A 21180-nucleotide genomic window follows, 5' to 3' on the forward strand; every position below is an offset into this window, starting at 1 on the left:
CCTGGTCCGCGTCATCATCGTGTCCACGTCGGGGCCGAGGACCGGCAGCCGCCAGAGGCCGATCCGCGAGCCCTTCAGCACGCCGGGCCTCAGGTGCGACGCGTAATCGGTCGGCTGATTGGGCGGGTACTCGCCGGTGGCCGGATCGCTCGGGTCCCGGCCCTGCAGTGCCGACAGGGTCAGCGCGACATCGACGACGTGCCTGGCCATCGGGCCGGCGGTGTCCTGCTCGGCCGAGATCGGCACCACGCCGGTGCGGCTCACCAGGCCGAGACTCGGTTTGTGTCCCACGGTGGAGGTCATCCCGGCCGGGCAGACGATCGAGCCGTCGGTCTCGCTGCCGATCGCGACCTGGGCGAGCGACGCGGCCACCCCCGCGGCGGATCCGGCGGATGACCCACAAGGATTGCGATCGAGCACGTAGGGGTTGTTCGTCTGCCCGCCGACGCCTGACCACCCGGACGTGGGTTTGGCGGCGCGGAAGTTCGCCCATTCGGACAGGTTCGCCTTGCCGATGACCACCGCGCCCGCGGCACGCAGGCGGCGGATCAAGGTGGCGTCTTTCGCGGGCTTGCTGCGCAGCGCTCGTGATCCGGCGGTGGTCTGCATCGAGCGGGTGTCGACGTTGTCCTTCACCAGGACCGGGATGCCGTCGAGGGGGCCTCGCGTCTTACCGGCCCGGCGGCGGCCGTCACTTTCCGCGGCCTGCGCGATCGCCGCCGGATCGACCGCGATGACCGCGTTGACCTTCCGGTCCAGCTTCCGGATGCGATCGAGATAAGCCGAGGTCAGACCGACCGCCGTCAGCCTTCCGGAGGACATCCTCGCCTGAAGTGCGGGGATATCGGCGGCGTCGAGATCGAAGGGTTTCGGTGCCGCGGAAGCGGCAGGCGCGATGCCCACCGTGATGGCCACGGCGACCGATGTGGTGAAGATTCGGAACATCGGTCGCCGCACCATCAGGTCTCCTTCGTCTAGAGAACCGGAAGCAGGGTCCGCAGCTCGTACGGGGTCACCGCGCTGCGGTAGTTATCCCATTCAACACGTTTGTTACGCAGGAAGAAGTCGTAAACGTGCTCTCCGAGCGCTTCGGGCAGAAGTTCCGATTTCTCCATCTCGGACAGCGCCTCGCCGAGGTTCTGCGGGAGCTGGGCGTATCCGGCCGCGCGGCGTTCGGCGTCGGACAGCTGCCAGATGTTGTCCTCGGCTGGAGGCGGCAGCTCGTAGCCCTTTTCGATGCCCTTGAGGCCGGCGGCCAGGATGACCGAGTAGGCCAGATACGGGTTACACGCGGAGTCGAGCGTGCGGATCTCCACGCGGCGTGACGAGGCCTTGCCCGGCGAGTACATCGGCACCCTGACCAGGGCGGAGCGGTTGGCCCGGCCCCACGACACGGTGGTCGGTGCCTCACTGCCGCTGATCAGCCGCTTGTAGGAGTTCACCCACTGGTTGGTGACCGCCGAGATCTCCTTCGCGTGGTGCAGCAGCCCTGCCACGAAGGCTTTTCCGGTCGCGGACAGCTCGTACGGGTCTTCCGCGTCGTAGAAGGCGTTGCGGTCACCCTCGAACAGGCTCACGTGGGTGTGCATCCCCGAGCCCGGCTGGTTGGTGAACGGCTTCGGCATGAAGGTCGCCCGGACCCCCTGGGTGAGCGCGACCTCCTTGACGACGTAACGGAAGGTCATCACGTTGTCGGCCATGGTCAGCGCGTCGGCGTACCTGAGGTCGATCTCCTGCTGGCCGGGCGCGCCCTCGTGATGGCTGAACTCGACCGAGATCCCCATCGCCTCGAGCGTCTCGATGGCGTGACGGCGGAAGTGCGTCGCGGTCGCGTGGCTGGCCTGGTCGAAGTACCCGCCGTTGTCCGCCGGCTCGGGCTCGCTGCCGTCGTCCGGCAGGCTCGCGAGCAGGAAGAACTCGATTTCCGGGTGGACGTAGCAGGTGAAACCCGCTTCGGCCGCCTTCGAGAGCTGCCTGCGCAGGACATGCCGGGGGTCCGCCCAGGACGGGGAGCCGTCGGGCATCGCGATGTCGCAGAACATGCGTGCCGAGTACGGGCCGCCGTCCGGGGTCTCCCAGGGCAGCACCTGGAACGTGGCCGGGTCCGGCTTCGCGACCATGTCGGATTCGTAGACGCGCGCGAATCCTTCGATGGCCGATCCATCGAAGCCGATCCCCTCACTGAAGGCGCCCTCGAGCTCGGCGGGCGCTACGGCGACGGACTTGAGAAACCCCAGCACGTCGGTGAACCAGAGCCTGACGAAACGGATGTCGCGCTCTTCCAAGGTGCGGAGCACGAACTCCTGCTGGCGATCCATGGCCGCACCCTAACGAGAACGTGTTAACGACATGTTTCGCGACGCGCCGTTCGACCGGAAGTGGTTGATCACGCCACGAGAACCGCTTCGGGTTTTGCCGCCTTCGTGATCGACAGCGAAGCGACCGAAGCGAGCACGGCGAGACCCGCGGCGATGTACCAGGCGAGCGCGTAGCTGCCGGAAGAGTCGCGGATCGCGCCGGCGCCGAAGGCCGCGAGACCGGCGCCGAGCTGGTGACTGGCGAAGACCCAGCCGAAGACGATCGGTCCGGCGGCGCCGAACTGGCGGACGCAGAGCGCGACCGTCGGCGGGACCGTCGCCACCCAGTCGAGGCCGTAGAAGACGATGAACGCCCACATGCTCGGTTCGACCGATCCGCTCAGCAGTTGCGGAAGCAGGGCGAGCGAGACACCGCGAAGGGCGTAGTAGACGCCGAGAAGGATCCGCGGATCGACCCGGTCCGTGAGCCAGCCGGAGGCGATCGTGCCGACGACGTCGAAAATCCCGACAAGGGCGAGCAGGCCGGCGGCGGTGGTCTGTGGCATGCCGTGGTCGTGCGCCGCGGGGACGAAGTGGGTGCTGACCAGGCCGTTCGTCGTGGCGCCGCAGATCGCGAAACCGGCCGCGAGCAACCAGAACGTCCTCGTGCGTGCCGCCGAGCCGAGGACCGAGAGTGCGCGACGGGCCGAACCACCCGTACGAGGGGTGGGGGCGACTTCGCCGGGCTCCGCGCCGTACGCGGTCGTGCCGACGTCGGACGGGTGATCGCGGACCACCAGAAGGACGACGGGGACGACGGCCAGGGCGGCGATGGCGATGACGAGCGACGCCGTGCGCCAGCCTTCGTCGATGGCGAGGTTCGCCACGATCGGGAGGAAGATCAGCTGGCCGGTGGCCCCCGCGGCGGTGAGGACGCCGGTGACGACGCCGCGGCTGCGGACGAACCAGCGGGCGGCGACCGTCGCGGCGAAGCTCATCGCCATCGAACCGGTGCCGACGCCGACCAGGACACCCCAGCAGAGGATGAGCTGCCAGCTCGCGCTCATGAACACCGTGCCGCCCGCGCCGATCGCGACGACGAAGAGCGCCGTCGAAGCGACGCGTCGCATGCCGAAGCGCTCCATGAGAGCCGCCGCGAAGGGAGAGAAGAGGCCGTAGAGCACGAGGTTCACGGAGACGGCTGACGCGATCGTCGCGCGGGACCAGCCGAACTCGTTGTGAAGCGGGTCGATGAGCACGCCGGGGGCAGCGCGGAAACCGGCGGCGGCGAGGAGGGCGATGAATGCGGCAGCGGCGACGAACCACGCTCGGTGGAGTCGAGTCTCAGGTTGCACGGGTACAGCGTCATCGCCGGTGGCTTCCGGCGGAAGCGGCTGGAAGGACACCATGCGAAAGATTCGGGCCAAGGCCATAGGCTCTGGCCATGCGCTGCCGTCACCTCGTGCCGGCGCTGCTGCTCACGATCGGGCTCATCGGCGGCTGCGCGGGGTCTCCCCCGTTGCCGCCTGCCCAGGAATTCGTGAGCGCGGCGGCCGACTCCCTCGTCTCGTTGCGCAGTGTGCGGTTCAAACTCGGGGTGAACGGCGTCGTCACCGGGCTTCCCGTGCGCGGGCTCGACGGCGAGATCAGCCTTGAGGGCGGCCGGGACGGTAGCGCGGTCGGTAATGCCGATCTGCAGAATGACTTCGAACGGGTGAAGGCCAAGTACCGGCTGTCCGGTTCGGAGATCACGCTCAGTGGTCCTGACGTGGAGCGGGTGATTCCGGCTTCGGCGCCTTACACGCCGCGCGCGATGCTCGGGGCCGATGGTGGGCTGCGGCGGCTGCTGCTCGGGGCGACCGATTTGCGGGGCGAGCGGTGGGAGCGGGTGCAGGACACCGACTCGCTCCGGATCGGCGCGAAGGTGCCGGCCGCGGTGATCGGCGGGATCGTGCCGGAGATCAAGTCGGACGTGTTCGTGAAGCTGTGGATTTCGCGGGACGAGCCGCGGCGGCTGGTGCGGGTTTGGGTGCAGGTGCCGCCGACGCGGCCGGAGGAGTTCGCGGTGATGTTGGAACTGGCGTTGACCAGGCATAACGCGGTGGTCGTCGGGGACGGGCGATAGCAAAGGTCCCTTGCTTCCCTGGGGGCGAAAAGGCCAGGTCAGCGGGTGTGGCGATAGCAAAGGTCCCTTGCTCCCCGCTAGGTGCAGCGCGTGTCGGGTGGGGGCAATTTGCCGTCGATCAGGTACGCGAAGCCCGCGCCGTCGACGCACTCGTTGCCGTCGAGGAACACGGTGTGCTGCGCGCCCTCGAACGTGAGCAAAGCTCCCTTGAGGTCCCGGGCGAGGTTCACGCCGGACGCGTACGGGGTCGCCGGATCGTCGGTGGTCGAGATGACCAATGGCCGCGGCAGGCCTTTGACGTCCGGTTTGTGCACCTCGGAGGTCGCGGGGACCGGCCAGACCGAGCAGATGTCGAGTTCGCTCATGTCCGGCGTGCCACCGGTGAGGAACGGCGCGCCCTGGTACATCCGCTCGTGGGCGCCGTCGATGACGCGGCGGTCGGTGATCCGCGTGCTGTCGACGCAGCGGACGGCGAAGTAGACGTCGAGGATCCCGGTGTACCGGCCGTCCGACTCACGGCCGTAGTAGCTGTCGGCGAGCGCGACCAGGGTTTTGCCGCTCCCCCGCTTGAGTTCGGCGAACCCGTCGTTGAGGAACTTCCACGCGTCCTGTGAGTACAGGGCGGCGCTGGTTCCGGTGACGGCGTCCTCGAACGAGAGTTCGCGGTTTCCGGCAGGCACGGGCTTGGTGATCAACGGCCGGACCAGGTTCTGGAACGCCTTCGTCACCGCGCCGGCGTCGCGGCCGAGCGCGCAGTCCTGGCGGGCGGCGCACCATTTGCCGAATTCGGCGAACGTGTTCTGGAAGCCCGCCATCTGCGTGACGAGCGATTCGGCGGTGTCGAGTTCGGGATCGACCGCGCCGTCGAGGAGCAGCGCCCGCACCTTGTCCGGGTAGGCCTCGGCGTAGGCGGTCCCGATCTGCGTGCCGTACGAAAAGCCCAGGTAGCTGAGCTTTTCGTCGCCGAGGGCGGAGCGCAGGACGTCGAGATCGCGGACGACGTCCCTGGTCCCGATGTTGGCGAGCATCTCTTGGCCGTGCTTCGTGCGCTCGACGCACTTCGCGGCGTACGCCTTGGCGTCGGCGAGTTGCTTCGCGATCCCGCCGGGGGTCGTGTCGCTCTCCGAATCCTCGGCACGGTCCGCGTCGCGTTCGGCGTCGGTGAGGCAGACGAGCTTCGGGTCGCTGGTCCCGACGCCGCGCGGGTCGAATCCGACGATGTCGAACCGCGTGGCCAAGGTGGCCGCGGGACGGGACTTCGCGATGCGCGCCGCAGCCGAAACGCCCGAGCCACCGGGCCCACCGGGGTTGATCACGAGCGACCCGATCCGCTGATCGGCCTTCTTCGCTTTGTGCCGGAGGACGCCGATCGAGATCGTCTCGCCGTCCGGCTTCAGGTAATCGAGTGGGACGGTGAGCTTCGCGCAGTCGAACGCCTTGTCCGTGAAGCCCGCGCACTGACCCCATGCCAGCTTCTGCCCTGTGAACTTCTCGAGTGCCTTCGGATCTGGAGTCGGCGACACAGAGGTCGTCGGGGCCTGCGGAGGGGCCGACGGCGCGGGCTGCGGCTGTTGCTGCGTCGTGCACGAAGCGACCAGCACGGCGGCGAGCACGACCGGGACGCGGCGAAGGCTCATCTCGCGATCTTCGCAGCGTCCCGGCCTGTCGCAGGCCTTCGCGCCGAACTCGTTACTTCGCCGCGCAGCGTGTGCCCTCGTCCGGCACGGCGCCGTCCACCAGGTACTTGATGCCGATCTGGTCGACGCACGGCACGCCCTGGAGGAACACCGTGTGCTGGTTGCCCTCGAACGTCAGCAAAGCTCCCTTGATCGCTTTCGCCAGGTTGACGCCCGCTTGGTAGGGCGTCGCCGGGTCGTTGGTCGTCGAGATGACCAGCGTCTTCGGGAGACCCTCGACGTGGGGCTGGTGCGGCTCGGAGGTGTTGGGCACCGGCCAGAAGGCGCAGGAATCGCGTGCGGAACCGTCCGGTTTGCCGTCGTCGAGGAACGGCGCCGCCTGCGCGTACCGCTTCTGCGCGTCGAGGATCTTCGCGGGATCGGTGACCCGCGGGTCGTCGACGCACCGGATCGCGACGAAGGCGTCCTGCGTCGTCCCATAGCGGCCGTCGGCGCCGCGCTCGTTGTAGAGGTCCGCCAGCTTTTCCAGGGCGTCGCCGCGCTGACGCTTCAGTTCGTTGAGCGCGGTGTTCAGCGTTTCCCAGAGATCTTCCTGGTAGAGGGCCTGGATCACGCCGGTGGTCGCGTCCTCGTACGACAGCTTCCGGCCGTCGCCGACCGGGACCGGGAAGTCGATCAGCGGCCGCACCAGGTCCTGGAACGCCTTCGTCACCCCTGCGGCGTCGCGTCCCAGCGCGCAGTCCTCCCGCGCGGCACACCAGTTGGAGAACTCCCCGAACGCCTTGCCGAAGCCCTGCCCCTGCGCGACCAGCGACTCCACCGCGTCCTGCTCCGGGTCGACGGCCCCGTCGAGCACCAGCGCGCGGACGTTCGCCGGGAAGGCCTCCGCGTAGGCGGATCCGATGCGCGTTCCGTAGGAGTAGCCGACGTAGTTCAGTTTCGGGTCGCCGAGCACCGAACGCAGGATGTCCATGTCCTTGACGACGTCACGGGTGCCCACGTTCGCGAGCATCGCCGTGCCGTGTTCGGTCCGCTGGGCGCACTTGGCCGCGAAGTCCTGGGACTCGGCCTCCTGCTTTTTCACCCCGTCGGGTGAGCCGTCCGTCTCGCTGTCGTCCGCCCGGTCCGCGTCGCGTTCGGCGTCGGTCAGGCAGCGGATCTGCGGCTGGCTCGCACCGATGCCCCGCGGGTCGAAACCGACGATGTCGAAGCGTTTGCCCAGCTCGTTCGTCGCCGTCCGGGAGGCCAGACCGGCTGCGGCCGCCATGCCGGAGGCACCGGGGCCCCCGGGGTTGACCACGAGCGCCCCAATCCTTTCGTCGGTTTCCAGCGCCTTCCGGCGCAGCAGGCCGACCGTGATCGAGTCGCCTTCAGGCTTCGCGTAGTCGAGCGGGACGGTCAGCCGGGCACATTGTGCGTCCTTCACTCGAAACGCCGCTTTCGCGTCATCGGATGTCGCGTAGGGTGCACAGTCGGCCCAGGTCAGGCTTTGTCCGTAGAACTTTTCGAGTCCCGCGGGCACCTGGCCGGACGGGGCGTGCGATTCGGTCGCCGGAGGCGGCGGCTGAGTTCTACCCTTTCCCGACGAGCACGCGGCGAAAGTGACGGCGAGCAGGCCGGACAGCGAGATCGCGGCGAATCGGCGGGCACGGGACCTGGCGCTGACATGAGTGGACACGGTTGGATCGTGCCATCGGCCGTGGAACTCGGCCGCACCACCACCGCGTTGGTGATACGGGTGCGGACGGCAGAAGAAACAGACGGGAGCACAGGGGTGGCAGCACTGATCAGCCGGGTGGGCAAGAAGCTGCGCCGGATCATCCAGCGGCCGGGCAGCGTCGAGCTGACCCGCTACGAGGCGCTGCTGCCGGCCATCGAGAAGCTCGAGCCCGAGTTGGAGAAGCTTTCCGACAAGGAGCTGACAGAGCGGGCGGGCAAGCTTCGGGACGCGGCCTCGTTCGGCAACGACCAGCTGATCGAGGTGTGCGCGCTCGGCCGTGAGGCCGCGCGGCGCGCACTCGGCGAGCGCGCGTTCGACGTGCAGCTGCTCGGCACGATGGGCCTGCTCAGCGGGCATATCGTGCAGATGGAGACCGGTGAGGGCAAGACGCTGGCGGGTGCGCTGGCCGGGGCGGGATACGCCCTGCGCGGCAAGCACGTCCACGTCGTCACGGTGAACGACTACCTCGCCCGCCGTGACGCGGAGTGGATGGGCCCGATCTACGACCTGCTCGGCGTCTCCGTCGGGTGGATCGAGCCGGCCCACTCCCGCGACGAGCGCCGCGAGGCGTACGCGAAGGAAGTCACGTACGGCGCTGTCAGCGAGATCGGCTTCGACGTACTGCGCGACCGGCTGGTGACTCGCGAAGAGGACCTGGTCCAGCGCGCTCCCGAGGTGGCGATCGTCGACGAGGCGGACTCCGTGCTGGTCGACGAGGCCCGCGTGCCGCTGGTGATGGCGGGGTCGATCGACCACACCGACGCCGACGAAGAGGTCGCGAACATCGTCCGGCGGCTGCGACTCGGTCTGCACTACGAGACCGACGCCGACGGCCGCAACGCCTGGCTGACCAAGGCGGGCGCGTCGGTGGTCGAGAAGGCACTCGGCGACGACATCAACCTCTACGACGAGACCGGCTCGGACCGGCTGCCCGCGGTGAACGTGGCGCTGCACGCGCACGCGCTGCTCACCCGCGACGTCGACTACCTCGTGCGTGACGGCAAGGTGCAGCTGATCAACGCCGCGCGCGGCCGCGTCGCCGAACTGCAGCGCTGGCCGGACGGCCTCCAGGCCGCTGTCGAGGCGAAGGAGCAGGTCAAGGCGACCGACCGGGGCGAGATCCTCGACTCGATCACCGTGCAGGCCCTGCTCGCGCGCTACCCCGAGGTCGCGGGCATGACCGGTACCGCGGTCGCGGTCGCCGAGCAGCTGCGCGAGTTCTACAAGCTCGAGGTCGCGGTCATCCCGCCGAACACGCCGAACATCCGTGAGGACCAGGAGGACCGGATCTTCGGATCGCCGTCGCAGAAACTGCGCGCGATCGAGGAGGAGATCCGGCGCGTGCACGAGAGCGGGCGGCCGATCCTCGTCGGCACCCAGGACGTCGCCGAATCCGAGGAACTGGCGGAAAAGCTGGCGAAGGCGGATCTGGAATGCGTCGTGCTGAACGCGCGTAACGACGCCGAAGAGGCCGCGATCATCGCCGACGCCGGCAAGAAGGGCGCGGTCACCGTTTCGACCCAGATGGCCGGTCGCGGTACCGACATCAGGCTCGGCGGCAAGGACGGCGAAGGCCGCGAAGAGGTCGTCGAACTGGGCGGCCTGCACGTGATCGGCACCGCCCGCTACCCGTCGAGCAGGCTGGACGGCCAGCTGCGCGGCCGGTCCGGACGGCAGGGCGACCCGGGCAGCGCGGTGTTCTTCGCCAGCCTGAACGACGAACTCGTGCTGTCGAACGCGCCGGACATCCCCGAGGGCATCAGCTCGGACGTGGGCAGCGGCGAGATCACCGACCCGGCGGCGCTGCGGCAGATCAACCACGCGCAGCGCGTCGCCGAGGGTGTCGACCTGGAGATCCACCGGAACACCTGGCGCTACACGCGGCTGATCGAGCGGCAGCGCGGCGAGCTGCTCGAGCACCGGGACAAGGTGCTGCGGACGGCGCACGCGGCGGAGGTGCTGGAGAAGGCGCACCCGGAGAAGTTCAAGGAGCTGTCGGAGGCCGTCGACGACGAGGCTCGCGTCGAGCAGCTGTGCCGCGAGGTGCTGCTGTTCCACATCGACCAGCTGTGGTCGGACCACCTGGCGTTCCTGACCGACGTGCGGGAGAGCATCCACCTGCGGGCGTTGGCGCGGGAGACGCCGATCGACGAGTTCCACCGCGCGGCGATCCCCGAGTTCCACAAGATCATCCCGGAGGCGGCCGAGCGGGCGGCGAAGACCCTTGAGGAAGCCGAGATCACCGAGAACGGGATCGACCTCGGTGACGCGGGTGTGCGGCGGGCGAACACGACGTGGACCTATCTGGTGCACGACAACCCGTTCGACTCCGACTTCGAGCAGACCATCAAGAAGGTGCGGAGCATGATCAAGCGGAAGTAGGTCCGGGCCCGGAACGGAGCGGGGGACCTTTGCTATCACTCTCTTCCGGAGAGCGATAGCAAAGGTCCCCCGCTCTCTTTTCCGGCAAGTTCCCAGGTCAGCGGCCTGGCGATAGCAAAGGTCCCTTGCTCCCCTCCTGACCGCGGCCCGGCGAGCCAGACCCGGGTGGGCGATTCCACACATCCACTCGTCCCCGCGGACGCCGGTGGGTGAGAATGTCGGCATGCCGCAACTGCGCATCGCACTGGCCCAGGTCAACACCACCGTCGGCGACCTCGAGGGCAACGCCGAGCTCACCGTCGCATGGACCCGCAAGGCCGCCGAAGCGGGCGCCCACATCGCGGTCTTCCCGGAGATGTCCCTCACCGGCTATCCGGTCGAGGACCTCGCCCTCCGCCCGGCCTTCGCCTCCGCCTCGAAGCAGATGGTCGAAGCCCTCGCCCGCCGCCTCGACGAAGCGGGCTGCGGAGAGGTGCTCACCTACATCGGCTACCTCGACCTCGACGAGACCGGCCCGCGCGACGCGGCCGCCGCGCTGTACCGCGGCGAAGTGGTCGCCCGCCAGTTCAAGCATCACCTGCCCAACTACGGCGTCTTCGACGAGCACCGCTGGTTCAAGCCCGGCCATGACCTCGAGATCGTCCGCTTCCACGGCGTCGACGTCGGCATGGTGATCTGCGAGGACGTCTGGCAGGACGGCGGCCCGATCTCAGCGCTGGGCAAGGCCGGGGTGGATCTCGTGGTCGCGCCCAACGCCTCGCCTTACGAGCGCGCGAAGGACGACATCCGCCTGCCGCTGATCGCCCGCCGCGCGGCCGAGGCCGGGGCGCCGCTGGTGTACACGAACCAGATCGGCGGCCAGGACGACCTCGTGTTCGACGGCGACTCGATCGTGGTCGGCGCGGACGGCCGGTTGCTGGCGCGTGCGCCGCAGTTCGTCGAGCATCTGCTCGTGGTCGACACGGATCTCGACGCGGGCGGGCACACCGCCGAGGGCGAGTTCGACGGTCTGCGGGTAAGGCGCCGCGTGCTCGGCGACGATCCCGTTCCCGCCTACACCCCGAGCACCGAATCAGTGATCAGCGAACCGCTGTCGGACGAAGCCGAGGTGTGGCACGCGCTCGTCGTCGGCCTGCGTGACTACGTGCACAAGAACGGCTTCTCGTCGGTGACCTTCGGGTTCTCCGGCGGCATCGACTCGGCGGTCGTGGCCGCGCTGGCCGCGGACGCGCTCGGCGGCGACAACGTGTACGGCGTTTCGATGCCTTCGGAGTACTCGTCCTCCCACTCGAAGGACGACGCCGCGGACCTCGCCCGCCGCATCGGCGCGCACTATCGCGTCGAGCCGATCGCCGACATGGTCAAGGTCTACGTCGACCAGCTTCAGCTGACCGGACTCGCCGAAGAGAACATCCAGGCCCGGGTCCGCGGCATGCTGCTGATGGCGCTGTCCAATCAGGACGGTCACCTGGTGCTCGCCACCGGCAACAAGACCGAACTCGCCGTCGGCTACTCGACGATCTACGGCGATGCCGTGGGCGCCTTCGCGCCGATCAAGGACCTGTTCAAGACGCACGTCTGGCATCTGGCCAAATGGCGCAACGCGGAAGCCGAGAAGAACGGCGAAACCCCGCCCATCCCGGAGAACTCGATCACGAAGCCGCCGTCGGCCGAGCTGCGGCCCGGTCAGCTCGACAGCGACTCGCTGCCCGACTACCTGATGCTCGACGACATCCTCGACGACTACATCGAGGGCGACCGCGGCTACGTCGACCTGGTCGACGCCGGTTTCGAACCGGAGACCATCGACCGGGTGGTGCGCATGGTCGACAAGGCCGAATACAAGCGCCGCCAGTACCCGCCGGGCACCAAGATCACGTTCAAGGCGTTCGGCCGGGACCGGCGGCTGCCGATGACCAACGGCTGGCGTGAAGGTCAGGTCGTGATCAAGTCAGCTCAGCGCGACCTGCTTCCCCGCTGAGTTCTGCAGCACGGCCACCAGGCCGGGCCGGTCGTCACGCCGGACGAGCATGTCCATCCCGAGTGCCCGGACCGCGGTCTCCACCGCGGCGGGCTCGGGGTGGACACCGGTGACCAGAAGCAGTGGGATCGACGGGAGTCCCCGTGTCGTCGGATGCGGGGTGCTCCCCCAGTCGATGAGGAAGGGCGCGATCCCGTCGAGGCCGCCGGCGCCGGTGAGACGCCAGGTCAGCAGTTCGCCGTCGTCGGTGGCGCGCGACATCTCGAACGCCTCCCCCGGGTCGTAACCGCGCTCGCGTGCCTCGGCGATCGCGTTGTCGATGTCCCGCACTCGCGCGGCCCAGGTGACCAGCGCGGGCGCGGCCAGCTCGTCGATGCCGAACGGTCGCGGCCCGACGTGCTCGGGTTGATCCGGATCCGGCCCGACCACCTCCAGGTAGGCGCCGGCACCGAGATCGGCCAGATAGTTGGCCGTGCCGAGCCCGACATGCCTGCCACCGCGTACGGGCGTGACACCGGTCAGATCGGCGACGCGCGCTACGGCCTCTTCGAGATCCGGCCCGGCGTAGACGAGGTGATCAAGCACGAGGTCGTTCATGTCCATACTCCTACCGCAGACGGCGCCCCGGCGGCACCGCGGCACGGTGTTCCCGCCCGAAACGCGGTGAAGCCGAAACTGTCGGACCTGTCTCGTACCCTGGGTTCATGACGGCACCGGGCTACGCCGTGTTCGGCACCGCGATCGGCGACTGCGGCATCGCGTGGAACGAACGCGGGGTCATGGCGGTCCAGCTACCCGAGGGCAGTGAAGAGAAGACGCGGGCCCGACTGACCGCGCGCCTTCCCGAAGCGATCGAATCCGCACCACCGGCCGAAGTCCAGCGCGCCATCGACGGCGTCGTGTCGTTGATGGACGGCAAGCGCACGGACCTCACCGGTGTCGAACTCGACTACGAAGGCGTCCCGGACTTTCACCACCGGGTCTACGAGTTCATCCGCTCGATCCCCGCCGGTAAGACGCTGACCTACGGCGACATCGCGAACATCCTCGGCATGCCCGGTGGGGCGCAGGCCGTGGGACAGGCGATGGGTCGCAACCCGTTCCCGATCATCGTGCCCTGCCACCGCGTGCTCGCCGCGGGCGGCAAGGACGGCGGGTTCTCCGCGCGCGGCGGGGTCGCCACCAAGCGCCGGATGCTGGTCATCGAAGGCGCTTTGGCGGACGAACCGACGTTGTTCTAGGCGTTCTCGACCTTCTCGGCGGGTGACCACGGCTTGAGCCAGGGCGTCTCCGGCCAGCTTTCCGCCGCGGCCAGCAGCGGGACCGCGGTCGCGCCATCGATGTGCTCGCGGATGATGTCGGCGTGCCCGGCGTGCCGCGCGGTCTCCTCGATGAGGTGCAAGAGCACCCAGCGGACCGACCAGGCGTCGACGTCCTGCGGATACCACGGCACGCCCTTCGGCACCGGGACCGGCTGTCCGAGGTCGGCGATTCCCGCGATGACGTCCGAAGTACGGCGCGCGACCTCGTCGTAGCGTGCGAGGAGCCCTTCGACGGTCTCGCCTTCAGCCATCACGTAGTCGGCTTCGTAGTCCTTCATCGCCTCGTCCATAGGCTTCGAAGGCTTCTGGAGGACGATGTCGATCCAGCCGCTTTCCGTGCTGGCGGTGTGCTTGATCAGGCCGCCGACGCTCAGGGAGCTTCTCGTCGGGACGGCTCTGGCTTGTTCTTCGGTCAGGCCGTGCGCGGCGATGCGCAGGACATACCGCTGCTGCTCGAGGTAGGCGAGGAGGCCTTCGCGCTCGTCGGCGACCGGGGGGACGTTTCCAGCCATGGTGGCTCCTTCCGTTGGGAAGGATCCTTACATCCGGGGCAGCCTCTCCGAGGCGATTCGGCGAGGAAGGCCCAGGAGGGGAGCAAGGGACCTTTGCTATCGCTCGCTCAGGCAGGCTGAGTAAGCGATAGCAAAGGTCCCTTGCTACCCCTGCGGCCGGACGAAGGGGAACAGCACCGTCTGCCGGATCGAAGCCCCGGTCAGCATCATCAGCAGCCGGTCGACCCCGATACCGAGCCCGCCGGTCGGCGGCATGCCGTGTTCGAGCGCGAGCAGGAAGTCCTCGTCCAGTTCCATCGCCTCGACGTCCCCGCTCGCCGCGCGCAGCGACTGGGCCTCGAGCCGCCGCCGCTGTTCGAGCGGGTCGGTCAATTCGGTGTAGGCCGTGCCGACCTCGGAGCCGAACGCGATCAGGTCCCAGCGCTCGGCCAACCGCGGATCCACCCGGTGCTGCCTGGTCAGCGGCGAGACGTCGGTCGGATAGTCGGTGTAGAAGGTCGGCAGCACGGTCGCGCCCTCGACGAGGTGCTCGTGCGCCTTCAGCACGAGGTCGCCGTGCCCGGCGTCCTCGTTCACCGGCACCCCCGCGGCCCGGCACAGCCGCTGCAGTTCGGCGACCGAGGTACCCGCGTCGATCTTCTCCCCGAGCACCACCGAAACGGCTTCGTGGACCGGGATCACCGGCCAGTCGCCGGAGATGTCGTACTCGACGATCTTCCCGTCCGGACCCGGACGCCGGACGACCTGCGCGCCGTACGCGACCTCCGCGGCATGCTGGACCAGTTCCCGGGTCAGCGTCCGCATCGTGCTGTAGTCGGCGTAGGCCTGGTACGCCTCCAGCATCGTGAATTCCGGGTTGTGCGTCGCGTCGACGCCTTCGTTGCGGAAGTTCCGGTTCAGTTCGAAAACCCGCTCGACCCCGGCCACGCACAGCCGCTTCAGATACAGCTCGGGCGCGATCCGCAGGTACATCCGCATGTCGTAGGCGTTGATGTGGGTGACGAACGGGCGGGCGTTGGCTCCGCCGTGCACGGTCTGCAGCATCGGCGTCTCGACTTCGAGATAGTCGTCCTGGTGCAGCCGTTCCCGCACCGCGCGCACCACGGCCGACCTCATCCGCAGCATCGCCGTCGAATCCGGGTTGACCGCGAGGTCGAGGTAGCGCTGCCGTACTCGCGTCTCGGGGTCGGTGAGGCCCTTTCGCTTGTCCGGCAACGGATGCAGACTCTTCGCCGTCACCGTCCACTCGTCGACGAGCACGGAGAGTTCACCGCGCCGCGACGTCACGACCTGCCCGCTGACGCCGACGTGGTCGCCGAGGTCGATGCCTCGCCGCCAGCCACCGAGGTCGAGCACGGAGGCGTCGAGCATCAACTGGATCTCGCCGCTGAAATCCTTGACCCGCGCGAAGCAGAGCCCGCCGAGGTTGCGCATCGCGAGCACCCGGCCCGCGACGCGGACGCGATGACCGGTCTGGGTGTCCGGGCTCAGGTCGCCGAACTTCGACACGATGTCGCCGAGCAGGTCTTCCCGGGCGAAACCGACCGGATAGGGATCGATTCCGGCTTCCCGCAAGCGATCCAGCTTCGCCATCCGTACCCGGACCTGGTCGGGGCGTCGCACCTGTTTCGGCGCGGGAGTGGCCGCGTTCGCTTCGATGCGGTGGACCTCGGCGACGAACTCCTCGGTGACCGTCTCCAGTTTCAGCGCCCGTCCCGACCGTCCTGTCGGGACGAATCCTTCCAGCGCGCCGGCGACGATGCCGACCCGCGGCAGCCGCCGAGCCGAGGAATAGCACAGGAAACGCGGTTCCCAGTCGGGTCCGTACTTGGCGTTGGAGCGGTAGAGCGATTCCAGCTGAAAGAACCGCGACGCCATGCTCAGCACGGCACGCCACGCGCGAAGGACCGGGCCGGCACCGATCCGCTCGCCTTCGGAGAAGACCGCGCGGAACATCGCGAAGTTCAGCGAAATCCGTTGTGCGCCAAGGTGGGAACTCGCCGCCACGACCTCCGCGACCATGTACTCGTTGAGGCCGTTTTCGGCCTCGCGGTCGCGGCGCATCAGGTCCAGGGACAGCCCGCGACGGCCCCACGGCACGAACGAAAGCATGCCGCGCAGTTCGCCTTGGGCGTCGTACGCCTCCACCATCACGCTGCGGCCGTCACTCGGGTCACCGAGCCTGCCGAGCGCCATCGAGAACCCGCGCTCGGTCTCCGCGCCGCGCCATTGCTGCGCCTGCAGCAGGAGCCGGGCCATTTCGTCGGTTGGGATCTCGCTGTGGCGCCGGACTTTCGTGGTGTACCCCGCCCGTTCGATCCGTTTGACCGCTTGGCGGACCGACCGGCGCTCCGGACCGGCGAGGCTGAAGTCGCGGACGTCGAGGACCGCTTCGTCGCCGATCTCAAGCGCGCGCAGACCCGCGTCGGCGTACACCTTGGCTCCGCGTTCGCTGGCGCCGAGCACGCCGGGGGTCCAGCCGTAGGTGCGGGCTTCGTTGAGCCACGCGCGGACCGCGTCCGGCCAGGCGTCGGGATCGCCGATGGGGTCGGCGCTCGCGACGCTGGTGCCCGCGAGCACGCGGTAGGCCACGGCGGCGCGGCCGTTCGGCGAGAAGACGACGCTCTTTTCGCGGCGGGTGGCGAAATAGCCCAAAGAGTCGTCTTCGCCGTGTTCGGCGAGAAGGCGGCGTACGCGCAGTTCTTCCTCGTCCGTCCTCAGGCGCCGGCTGCGTACGCCGCGGAAGAGTGTGTACAGCGCGGCTGTCGCGACGGCGGTCGCGCTGAGGTCGAGCAGGAGATCGAGCCACGCGGGCCCTTCGCCGATGCCGACGCGGCGCAGCTGGATGTTCTCGCCGGTGGTGTGGTTGACGACCCAGGCGAACCGCTCCCAGGTGTCGGCGAGTCGTCCGGGGAATGCCTCGGTCAGGCCCCAGCCGACGAGGATGACCGCGGCCAGGCCGCCGAACAGCACGGTGAAGCCGTCACGCCAGGCGCCGGGCGCGAGGCGGGCCGGGAAGGCGGGGCGCAGGATCCAGAGGAACGCGATCATGCCGATCGAGATCAGGTCGGCGATGGTCAGCGCCCACACCTGGTGCGGGATGTGCCGGACCTGACGGGGGCCCAGCGCCAGCAGGTGCGGCCACCACAGCAACGCGGCCTGCCAGGCCAGGGTGATCGCGAGACCGCCGACCTGGAACAGCAGCAGCGTGTAGAGGGCCGCGCGTTTGCGGCGGCGGAGGGCGGCGCCGAGGACGACGAGCAGCAGGACGATCACGAGACTCGCGTTCGTCGGGATGCTCAACGCGGAGAACGCGACATCACCCGTCCTGAGCAGGGGCCCCTTCACGTCGCCGGCGATCAGAAGGATCACCGAGAACACGGCCGCGAGCTGCACGAGGGTGGCGACGATTCCGCCCGCCCTCGCCTTCCACGGCGAGACACGGCTCGCTGGGTTTCCCATACTGGCCTTTCGCGGTACTCACAGGTGCTGCCTTACTTGACGTCACACAACCCCGTGTGGTTGTCAACGATCATCATCCTCTGGTCGTGAATCTTGTCGTCCGCAGGCGTGCCCCTGGGGGAGACACCGCGGTGTGAAGCTGGTCGCAGGACCTTGGGGGGCCCATCCGCGCGTGTCACGCTTTGAACTGTTCAGCTCCACGACCCGGGGACCTCCGCGAGGCCTCGAGGGAAGGACGGTCGACAAAGATGTCTGCCAGCGAAAAGGATTCCGGCGAACTCGCCGCACCGTACGGGACCGGCGCGGCGCCTCAGGCCGCGCCCGGGAAAAAGGTCCGCGTACATCACCTTCGCGACATGAAGGAGCGCGGCGAAACCTGGCCGATGCTCACCGCCTACGACATGTACACCGCCGCACTGTTCGACGAAGTGGGCATTCCCGTGCTGCTCGTCGGGGATTCCGCGGCGAACAACGTCTTCGGGTACGACACGTCACTTCCGGTGACCGTGGACGAACTCCTTCCCCTGGTCCGCGCGGTGACCCGCTCGGTGAAGCGGGCGCTGGTCGTCGCCGATCTGCCATTCGGCTCGTATCAGCTTTCGCCGCAGCAGGCGCTCGAGACATCGGTACGGTTCATGAAGGAAGGCCGCGCGCACGCGGTGAAACTCGAAGGCGGGCGGAAGTTCGCTCCCCATGTCGAGGCACTGACGTCGGCCGGTGTCCCCGTGATGGGACATATCGGATTCACCCCACAGAGTGAACACAATCTGGGCGGTTACCGGGTCCAGGGACGCGGCGAAGCGGCCGACGCGCTGCTCGCCGACGCACTCGCCCTGGAGGAGGCAGGCGCCTTCGCGGTCGTCATGGAGATGGTGCCCGCCGAGGCGGCGAAGCGGATCACGCACGAGCTGAAGATCCCGACCGTCGGCATCGGCGCCGGGCCGGACTGCGACGCGCAGGTGCTCGTCTGGCAGGACATGGCCGGGCTTCGGCGCGGTAAGACACCTCGGTTCGTGAAGAAGTACGCCGATCTGGCGGGCGTGCTGGCCGGAGCCGCGTCGGCGTTCGCGGAGGACGTCCGGCGAGGCGAGTTCCCGGCTCCGGAGCACTCCTTCCACGACTGACCCGCCTCTGACCTGCACAAAGAGAGCAAGGGACCTTTGCTATCGCCTTCCCCAGCTGGAGCGATAGCAAAGGTCCCTTGCTCTCTTTTCGGGTGGGTGGTGACTGCGGACCCTCCTTTAGTTGTTCACGTATATGAACTTCAATCATGTCCTTGACTAGCGTTCGAAAGCTGCTTTACGGTCTAGCCGTCGCCGCCACGACCAAGCTTCGATCCCTCGACGAGGAGGACCACGGATGCGTGTTCGTGAGCGGGTTCTGGCCCTCGCGGCCGGCGCCGCCCTGCTGTCGACCCTGGCGGCGTACCCGGCACAGGCCGCGACGGTCCGCGTAGGGACTTCGGCGCAGCTGTCGGCGGCGCTCGCTTCGGTCACTCCCGGCACCGTCATCGAACTCGCAGCCGACACGACCTTCACCGGCAACTTCAAGGCGGCGAAGAGTGGCACCTCCAGCAGCCGCATCACGCTGAAGGGGCCGCGAAGCGCGGTCATCAAGGCCGCGGCCGGGCGCACGCTCGAACTCACCGGCAGCTTCTGGAACCTGATCGGCTTCACGATCACCGGCGGCCAGAAGGGCCTGATGGCGACCGGCGTCAAGAACACTGTCGTCGACGGCGTCAAGGTCACCGGCGTCGGCCACGAAGGCATCCACTTCCAGTACACGAGCACCGACAACGTCGTGAAGAACTCCGAGGTGACCGACACCGGCCGCGAGTACGCGGGCTACGGCGAAGGCATCTACTTCGGTTCCGCGAACGGCAATTGGCCCAGCGGCATCCCCGACCGCAGCGACCGCAACAAGGCATTGAACAACAAGATCGGCCCGAACGTGCGCGCCGAGTCGATCGACATCAAGGAAGGCACCACCGGCGGCGAACTGCGCGGCAACGTCTTCGACGGGACCGGGCAGAGCGGCGAGCACTTCGCCGACAGCTGGGTGGACCTGAAGGGCAACAACTACGTGGTCGCGGACAACCGGGGCACCAAGGTCTTCGTGCACAACGCGACCTACGGCGGCTTCGAAGTCCATGTCCAGCTCGACGGCTGGGGCCGCGGCAACACCTTCTCCGGCAACACCGCGGACGTGCAGTCCAGCTACGCGTACGGCTTCTACCTGGTGAAGGCCGCTACGGGGAACAAGGTCTGCGCCAGCAACAAGGTGACCAACGCCGGGAAGGGATTCGCGAACGTGGCCGCCACGGCGGGCTGCTGACGCGACCGAAGACCGGGGGCCCGCTCAGCCCGGCGGCGGGGGCGGGCCCCCACCCTTCGGACACTCGCCGATTCGGGCAGAGTGTCCGTATGGACGATCTGTACCCGCCGATCCACGTGCGCGCCGAGGGCATGCTCGACGTCGGCGACGGGCACCGGATCTACTGCCAGGAGGCGGGCAACCCGGACGGAAAACCGGTCGTCGTCCTGCACGGAGGCCCTGGTAGCGGCATCTCTCCGATGACCAGACGGCATTTCGATCCCGAGGTCTACCGGATCATCCTGTTCGACCAGCGCGGCGCCGGCCGCAGCACTCCGCAGATCAGCGCGCCGGACGTCGATCTGTCGGTCAACACCCTCTGGCACCTCGTCTCGGACATGGAAAAGCTGCGCGAACGGCTGAATCTGGAGCAATGGCAGCTCTTCGGCGGCTCGTGGGGCGCAACCCTCGCCCTCGCCTACGCCGAAGCCCATCCGAACCGCGTCAGCGAGATCATCCTGCGCGGAGTCTTCACCGTCCGGCGGAGCGAACTCGACTGGATCTACAACGGCGGCGCCGCGAACCTCTTCCCGCGCGAGTGGGAGGCCTTCCTCGCGCCGATCCCCGAAGACCGACGCGACGATCCGATGTCGGCCTACCGCGAACTCGTCTATCACCCCGATCAGGTGATCCGGGAGCGGGCCGCCATCGCTTGGAGTACTTGGGAAGGCGCGACGGTGTGTCTGCGCCCGGACCCCGCTTTCCACAACCAATACGCGTCACCGGACTTCGCCGTCACCTTCGCACGGCTGGCGTTGCACTACTTCTGCCATGGGGCCTGGCTCGAAGAAGGGCAGCTGATCCGGGAGGCCGGGAAGCTCGCCGGGATTCCCGGCGTGATCGTGCAGGGGCGTTACGACGCGGTGTGCCCGCCGGTGACGGCGTACGAGCTGCACCGGGCTTGGCCAGACTCGAAGCTGGACCTCGTCGAGGCGGCCGGGCACGCGGTGACGGATCCGGGGATGCTGGCGGCGCTTCGGGCCGCGACGGATCTCTTTCGGCACACTTCGCTAGGGGAGCAATAGCACATTCCGACCCTTCATCCTCGGTAACGCCCGAAAGGTCACGATCTTCCCAATCATCACCGAATGCATCGATGACATTTCTCAGAAGCACTTGCTTCGTTATATTTGATTCGGCCACAAGTCGCACCTTGGCGAAATGCGGCACTGAATTCCTGCGCAGTTCATGCATAGTGAATTGAATTCTCTCGACCGCTCCACCAGGAAGTTCACCCGTCGCCACCACAGACCGTCGACAAGAGTCCGCCCGCTCGCATGCGACTTACACTCGACATTGAACTCTAGACGAAGCACTGAAAACAGATTTCGAGAGCACCTCGACGAGCAGATCACAATTTCCCGCAGAG

At 68.1% G+C, this 21180-nt stretch carries 15 protein-coding genes (1 of these 15 running past the window's edge); 7 read left to right on the forward strand and 8 right to left on the reverse strand.

Features of this window, described 5'->3' with window-relative positions; genetic code table 11:
• The 3 genes from SD37_RS35130 to SD37_RS35140 all read right to left on the reverse strand — a co-directional run.
• Positions 1–960, reverse strand: the 5' portion of a protein-coding gene (locus SD37_RS35130) for an amidase (RefSeq protein WP_044854752.1). Its footprint begins 603 nt before the window's first position; the window shows 960 of its 1563 coding nt (coding positions 1–960); its start codon is at positions 958–960; its stop codon lies beyond the left edge, outside the window.
• A 14-nt stretch (positions 961–974) separates the two neighbouring features.
• On the reverse strand, positions 975–2318 hold the full coding sequence (gene glnA / locus SD37_RS35135; protein ID WP_037303423.1) for a type I glutamate--ammonia ligase: 1344 nt from the start codon (positions 2316–2318) through the stop codon (positions 975–977).
• Between the two features lie 68 nt (positions 2319–2386).
• Complete coding sequence (locus tag SD37_RS35140; protein WP_145926807.1) at positions 2387–3652, reverse strand: MFS transporter; 1266 nt, start codon at positions 3650–3652, stop codon at positions 2387–2389.
• A gap of 89 nt (positions 3653–3741) precedes the next feature.
• Here SD37_RS35140 and SD37_RS35145 point away from each other — a divergent pair, with 89 nt between their 5' ends.
• Positions 3742–4422: an LppX_LprAFG lipoprotein gene (locus tag SD37_RS35145; protein ID WP_044854750.1), complete on the forward strand. Its 681-nt coding sequence runs from the start codon at positions 3742–3744 to the stop codon at positions 4420–4422.
• Between the two features lie 77 nt (positions 4423–4499).
• Here the strand turns inward: SD37_RS35145 and SD37_RS35150 are convergent, their stop codons facing one another.
• Both SD37_RS35150 and SD37_RS35155 read right to left on the reverse strand, forming a co-directional pair.
• Positions 4500–6059, reverse strand: a complete 1560-nt coding sequence (locus tag SD37_RS35150; protein WP_044854749.1) for an alpha/beta hydrolase — start codon at positions 6057–6059, stop codon at positions 4500–4502.
• Between the two features lie 52 nt (positions 6060–6111).
• Positions 6112–7683, reverse strand: a complete 1572-nt coding sequence (locus tag SD37_RS35155; RefSeq protein ID WP_201788933.1) for an alpha/beta hydrolase — start codon at positions 7681–7683, stop codon at positions 6112–6114.
• A gap of 150 nt (positions 7684–7833) precedes the next feature.
• Between SD37_RS35155 and secA2 the strand changes: the two genes are divergently transcribed.
• Entirely contained in the window at positions 7834–10161 is a 2328-nt protein-coding gene (gene secA2 / locus SD37_RS35160; RefSeq protein WP_044854747.1) for an accessory Sec system translocase SecA2, read from the forward strand.
• Between the two features lie 223 nt (positions 10162–10384).
• Entirely contained in the window at positions 10385–12142 is a 1758-nt protein-coding gene (locus SD37_RS35165; protein ID WP_044854746.1) for an NAD+ synthase, read from the forward strand.
• Here SD37_RS35165 and SD37_RS35170 read toward each other — a convergent pair.
• Complete coding sequence (locus tag SD37_RS35170; RefSeq protein WP_044854745.1) at positions 12113–12739, reverse strand: VOC family protein; 627 nt, start codon at positions 12737–12739, stop codon at positions 12113–12115. The two genes, SD37_RS35165 and SD37_RS35170, sit on opposite strands and share 30 nt — an antisense overlap.
• Positions 12740–12846: 107 nt before the next feature.
• Between SD37_RS35170 and SD37_RS35175 the strand changes: the two genes are divergently transcribed.
• Entirely contained in the window at positions 12847–13383 is a 537-nt protein-coding gene (locus SD37_RS35175; protein WP_044854744.1) for a methylated-DNA--[protein]-cysteine S-methyltransferase, read from the forward strand.
• Here the strand turns inward: SD37_RS35175 and SD37_RS35180 are convergent.
• Positions 13380–13976 (reverse strand): DinB family protein, encoded by a 597-nt coding sequence (locus SD37_RS35180; RefSeq protein WP_044854743.1) that lies wholly within the window; start codon positions 13974–13976, stop codon positions 13380–13382. The two genes, SD37_RS35175 and SD37_RS35180, sit on opposite strands and share 4 nt — an antisense overlap.
• 144 nt (positions 13977–14120) lie before the next feature.
• On the reverse strand, positions 14121–17438 hold the full coding sequence (gene lysX, locus SD37_RS35185) for a bifunctional lysylphosphatidylglycerol synthetase/lysine--tRNA ligase LysX (RefSeq protein ID WP_044854742.1): 3318 nt from the start codon (positions 17436–17438) through the stop codon (positions 14121–14123).
• Between the two features lie 248 nt (positions 17439–17686).
• Between lysX and panB the strand changes: the two genes are divergently transcribed.
• From panB to pip, 3 genes are all read left to right on the forward strand, one after another.
• Positions 17687–18562 (forward strand): 3-methyl-2-oxobutanoate hydroxymethyltransferase, encoded by an 876-nt coding sequence (gene panB / locus SD37_RS35190; protein ID WP_037303432.1) that lies wholly within the window; start codon positions 17687–17689, stop codon positions 18560–18562.
• 235 nt (positions 18563–18797) lie between these two features.
• Positions 18798–19772: a right-handed parallel beta-helix repeat-containing protein gene (locus SD37_RS35195; protein ID WP_044854741.1), complete on the forward strand. Its 975-nt coding sequence runs from the start codon at positions 18798–18800 to the stop codon at positions 19770–19772.
• Positions 19773–19861: 89 nt separating this feature from the next.
• Complete coding sequence (gene pip, locus SD37_RS35200; RefSeq protein WP_044854740.1) at positions 19862–20836, forward strand: prolyl aminopeptidase; 975 nt, start codon at positions 19862–19864, stop codon at positions 20834–20836.
• Positions 20837–21180 lie beyond the last annotated feature (344 nt).

This window comes from Amycolatopsis orientalis (genome assembly GCF_000943515.2).
Lineage (GTDB): Bacteria > Actinomycetota > Actinomycetes > Mycobacteriales > Pseudonocardiaceae > Amycolatopsis > Amycolatopsis orientalis.

Excerpts from the sequence above, each read along its gene's own strand:
- glnA (WP_037303423.1), bottom strand. The coding sequence starts at position 2,318 with ATGGATCGCCAGCAGGAGTTCGTGCTCCGCACCTTGGAAGAGCGCGAC.
- SD37_RS35145 (WP_044854750.1), top strand. The coding sequence starts at position 3,742 with ATGCGCTGCCGTCACCTCGTGCCGGCGCTGCTGCTCACGATCGGGCTC.
- SD37_RS35150 (WP_044854749.1), bottom strand. The coding sequence starts at position 6,059 with ATGAGCCTTCGCCGCGTCCCGGTCGTGCTCGCCGCCGTGCTGGTCGCT.
- SD37_RS35165 (WP_044854746.1), top strand. The coding sequence starts at position 10,385 with ATGCCGCAACTGCGCATCGCACTGGCCCAGGTCAACACCACCGTCGGC.
- SD37_RS35170 (WP_044854745.1), bottom strand. The coding sequence starts at position 12,739 with ATGAACGACCTCGTGCTTGATCACCTCGTCTACGCCGGGCCGGATCTC.
- SD37_RS35175 (WP_044854744.1), top strand. The coding sequence starts at position 12,847 with ATGACGGCACCGGGCTACGCCGTGTTCGGCACCGCGATCGGCGACTGC.
- SD37_RS35180 (WP_044854743.1), bottom strand. The coding sequence starts at position 13,976 with ATGGCTGGAAACGTCCCCCCGGTCGCCGACGAGCGCGAAGGCCTCCTC.
- lysX (WP_044854742.1), bottom strand. The coding sequence starts at position 17,438 with ATGGGAAACCCAGCGAGCCGTGTCTCGCCGTGGAAGGCGAGGGCGGGC.
- panB (WP_037303432.1), top strand. The coding sequence starts at position 17,687 with ATGTCTGCCAGCGAAAAGGATTCCGGCGAACTCGCCGCACCGTACGGG.
- SD37_RS35195 (WP_044854741.1), top strand. The coding sequence starts at position 18,798 with ATGCGTGTTCGTGAGCGGGTTCTGGCCCTCGCGGCCGGCGCCGCCCTG.
- pip (WP_044854740.1), top strand. The coding sequence starts at position 19,862 with ATGGACGATCTGTACCCGCCGATCCACGTGCGCGCCGAGGGCATGCTC.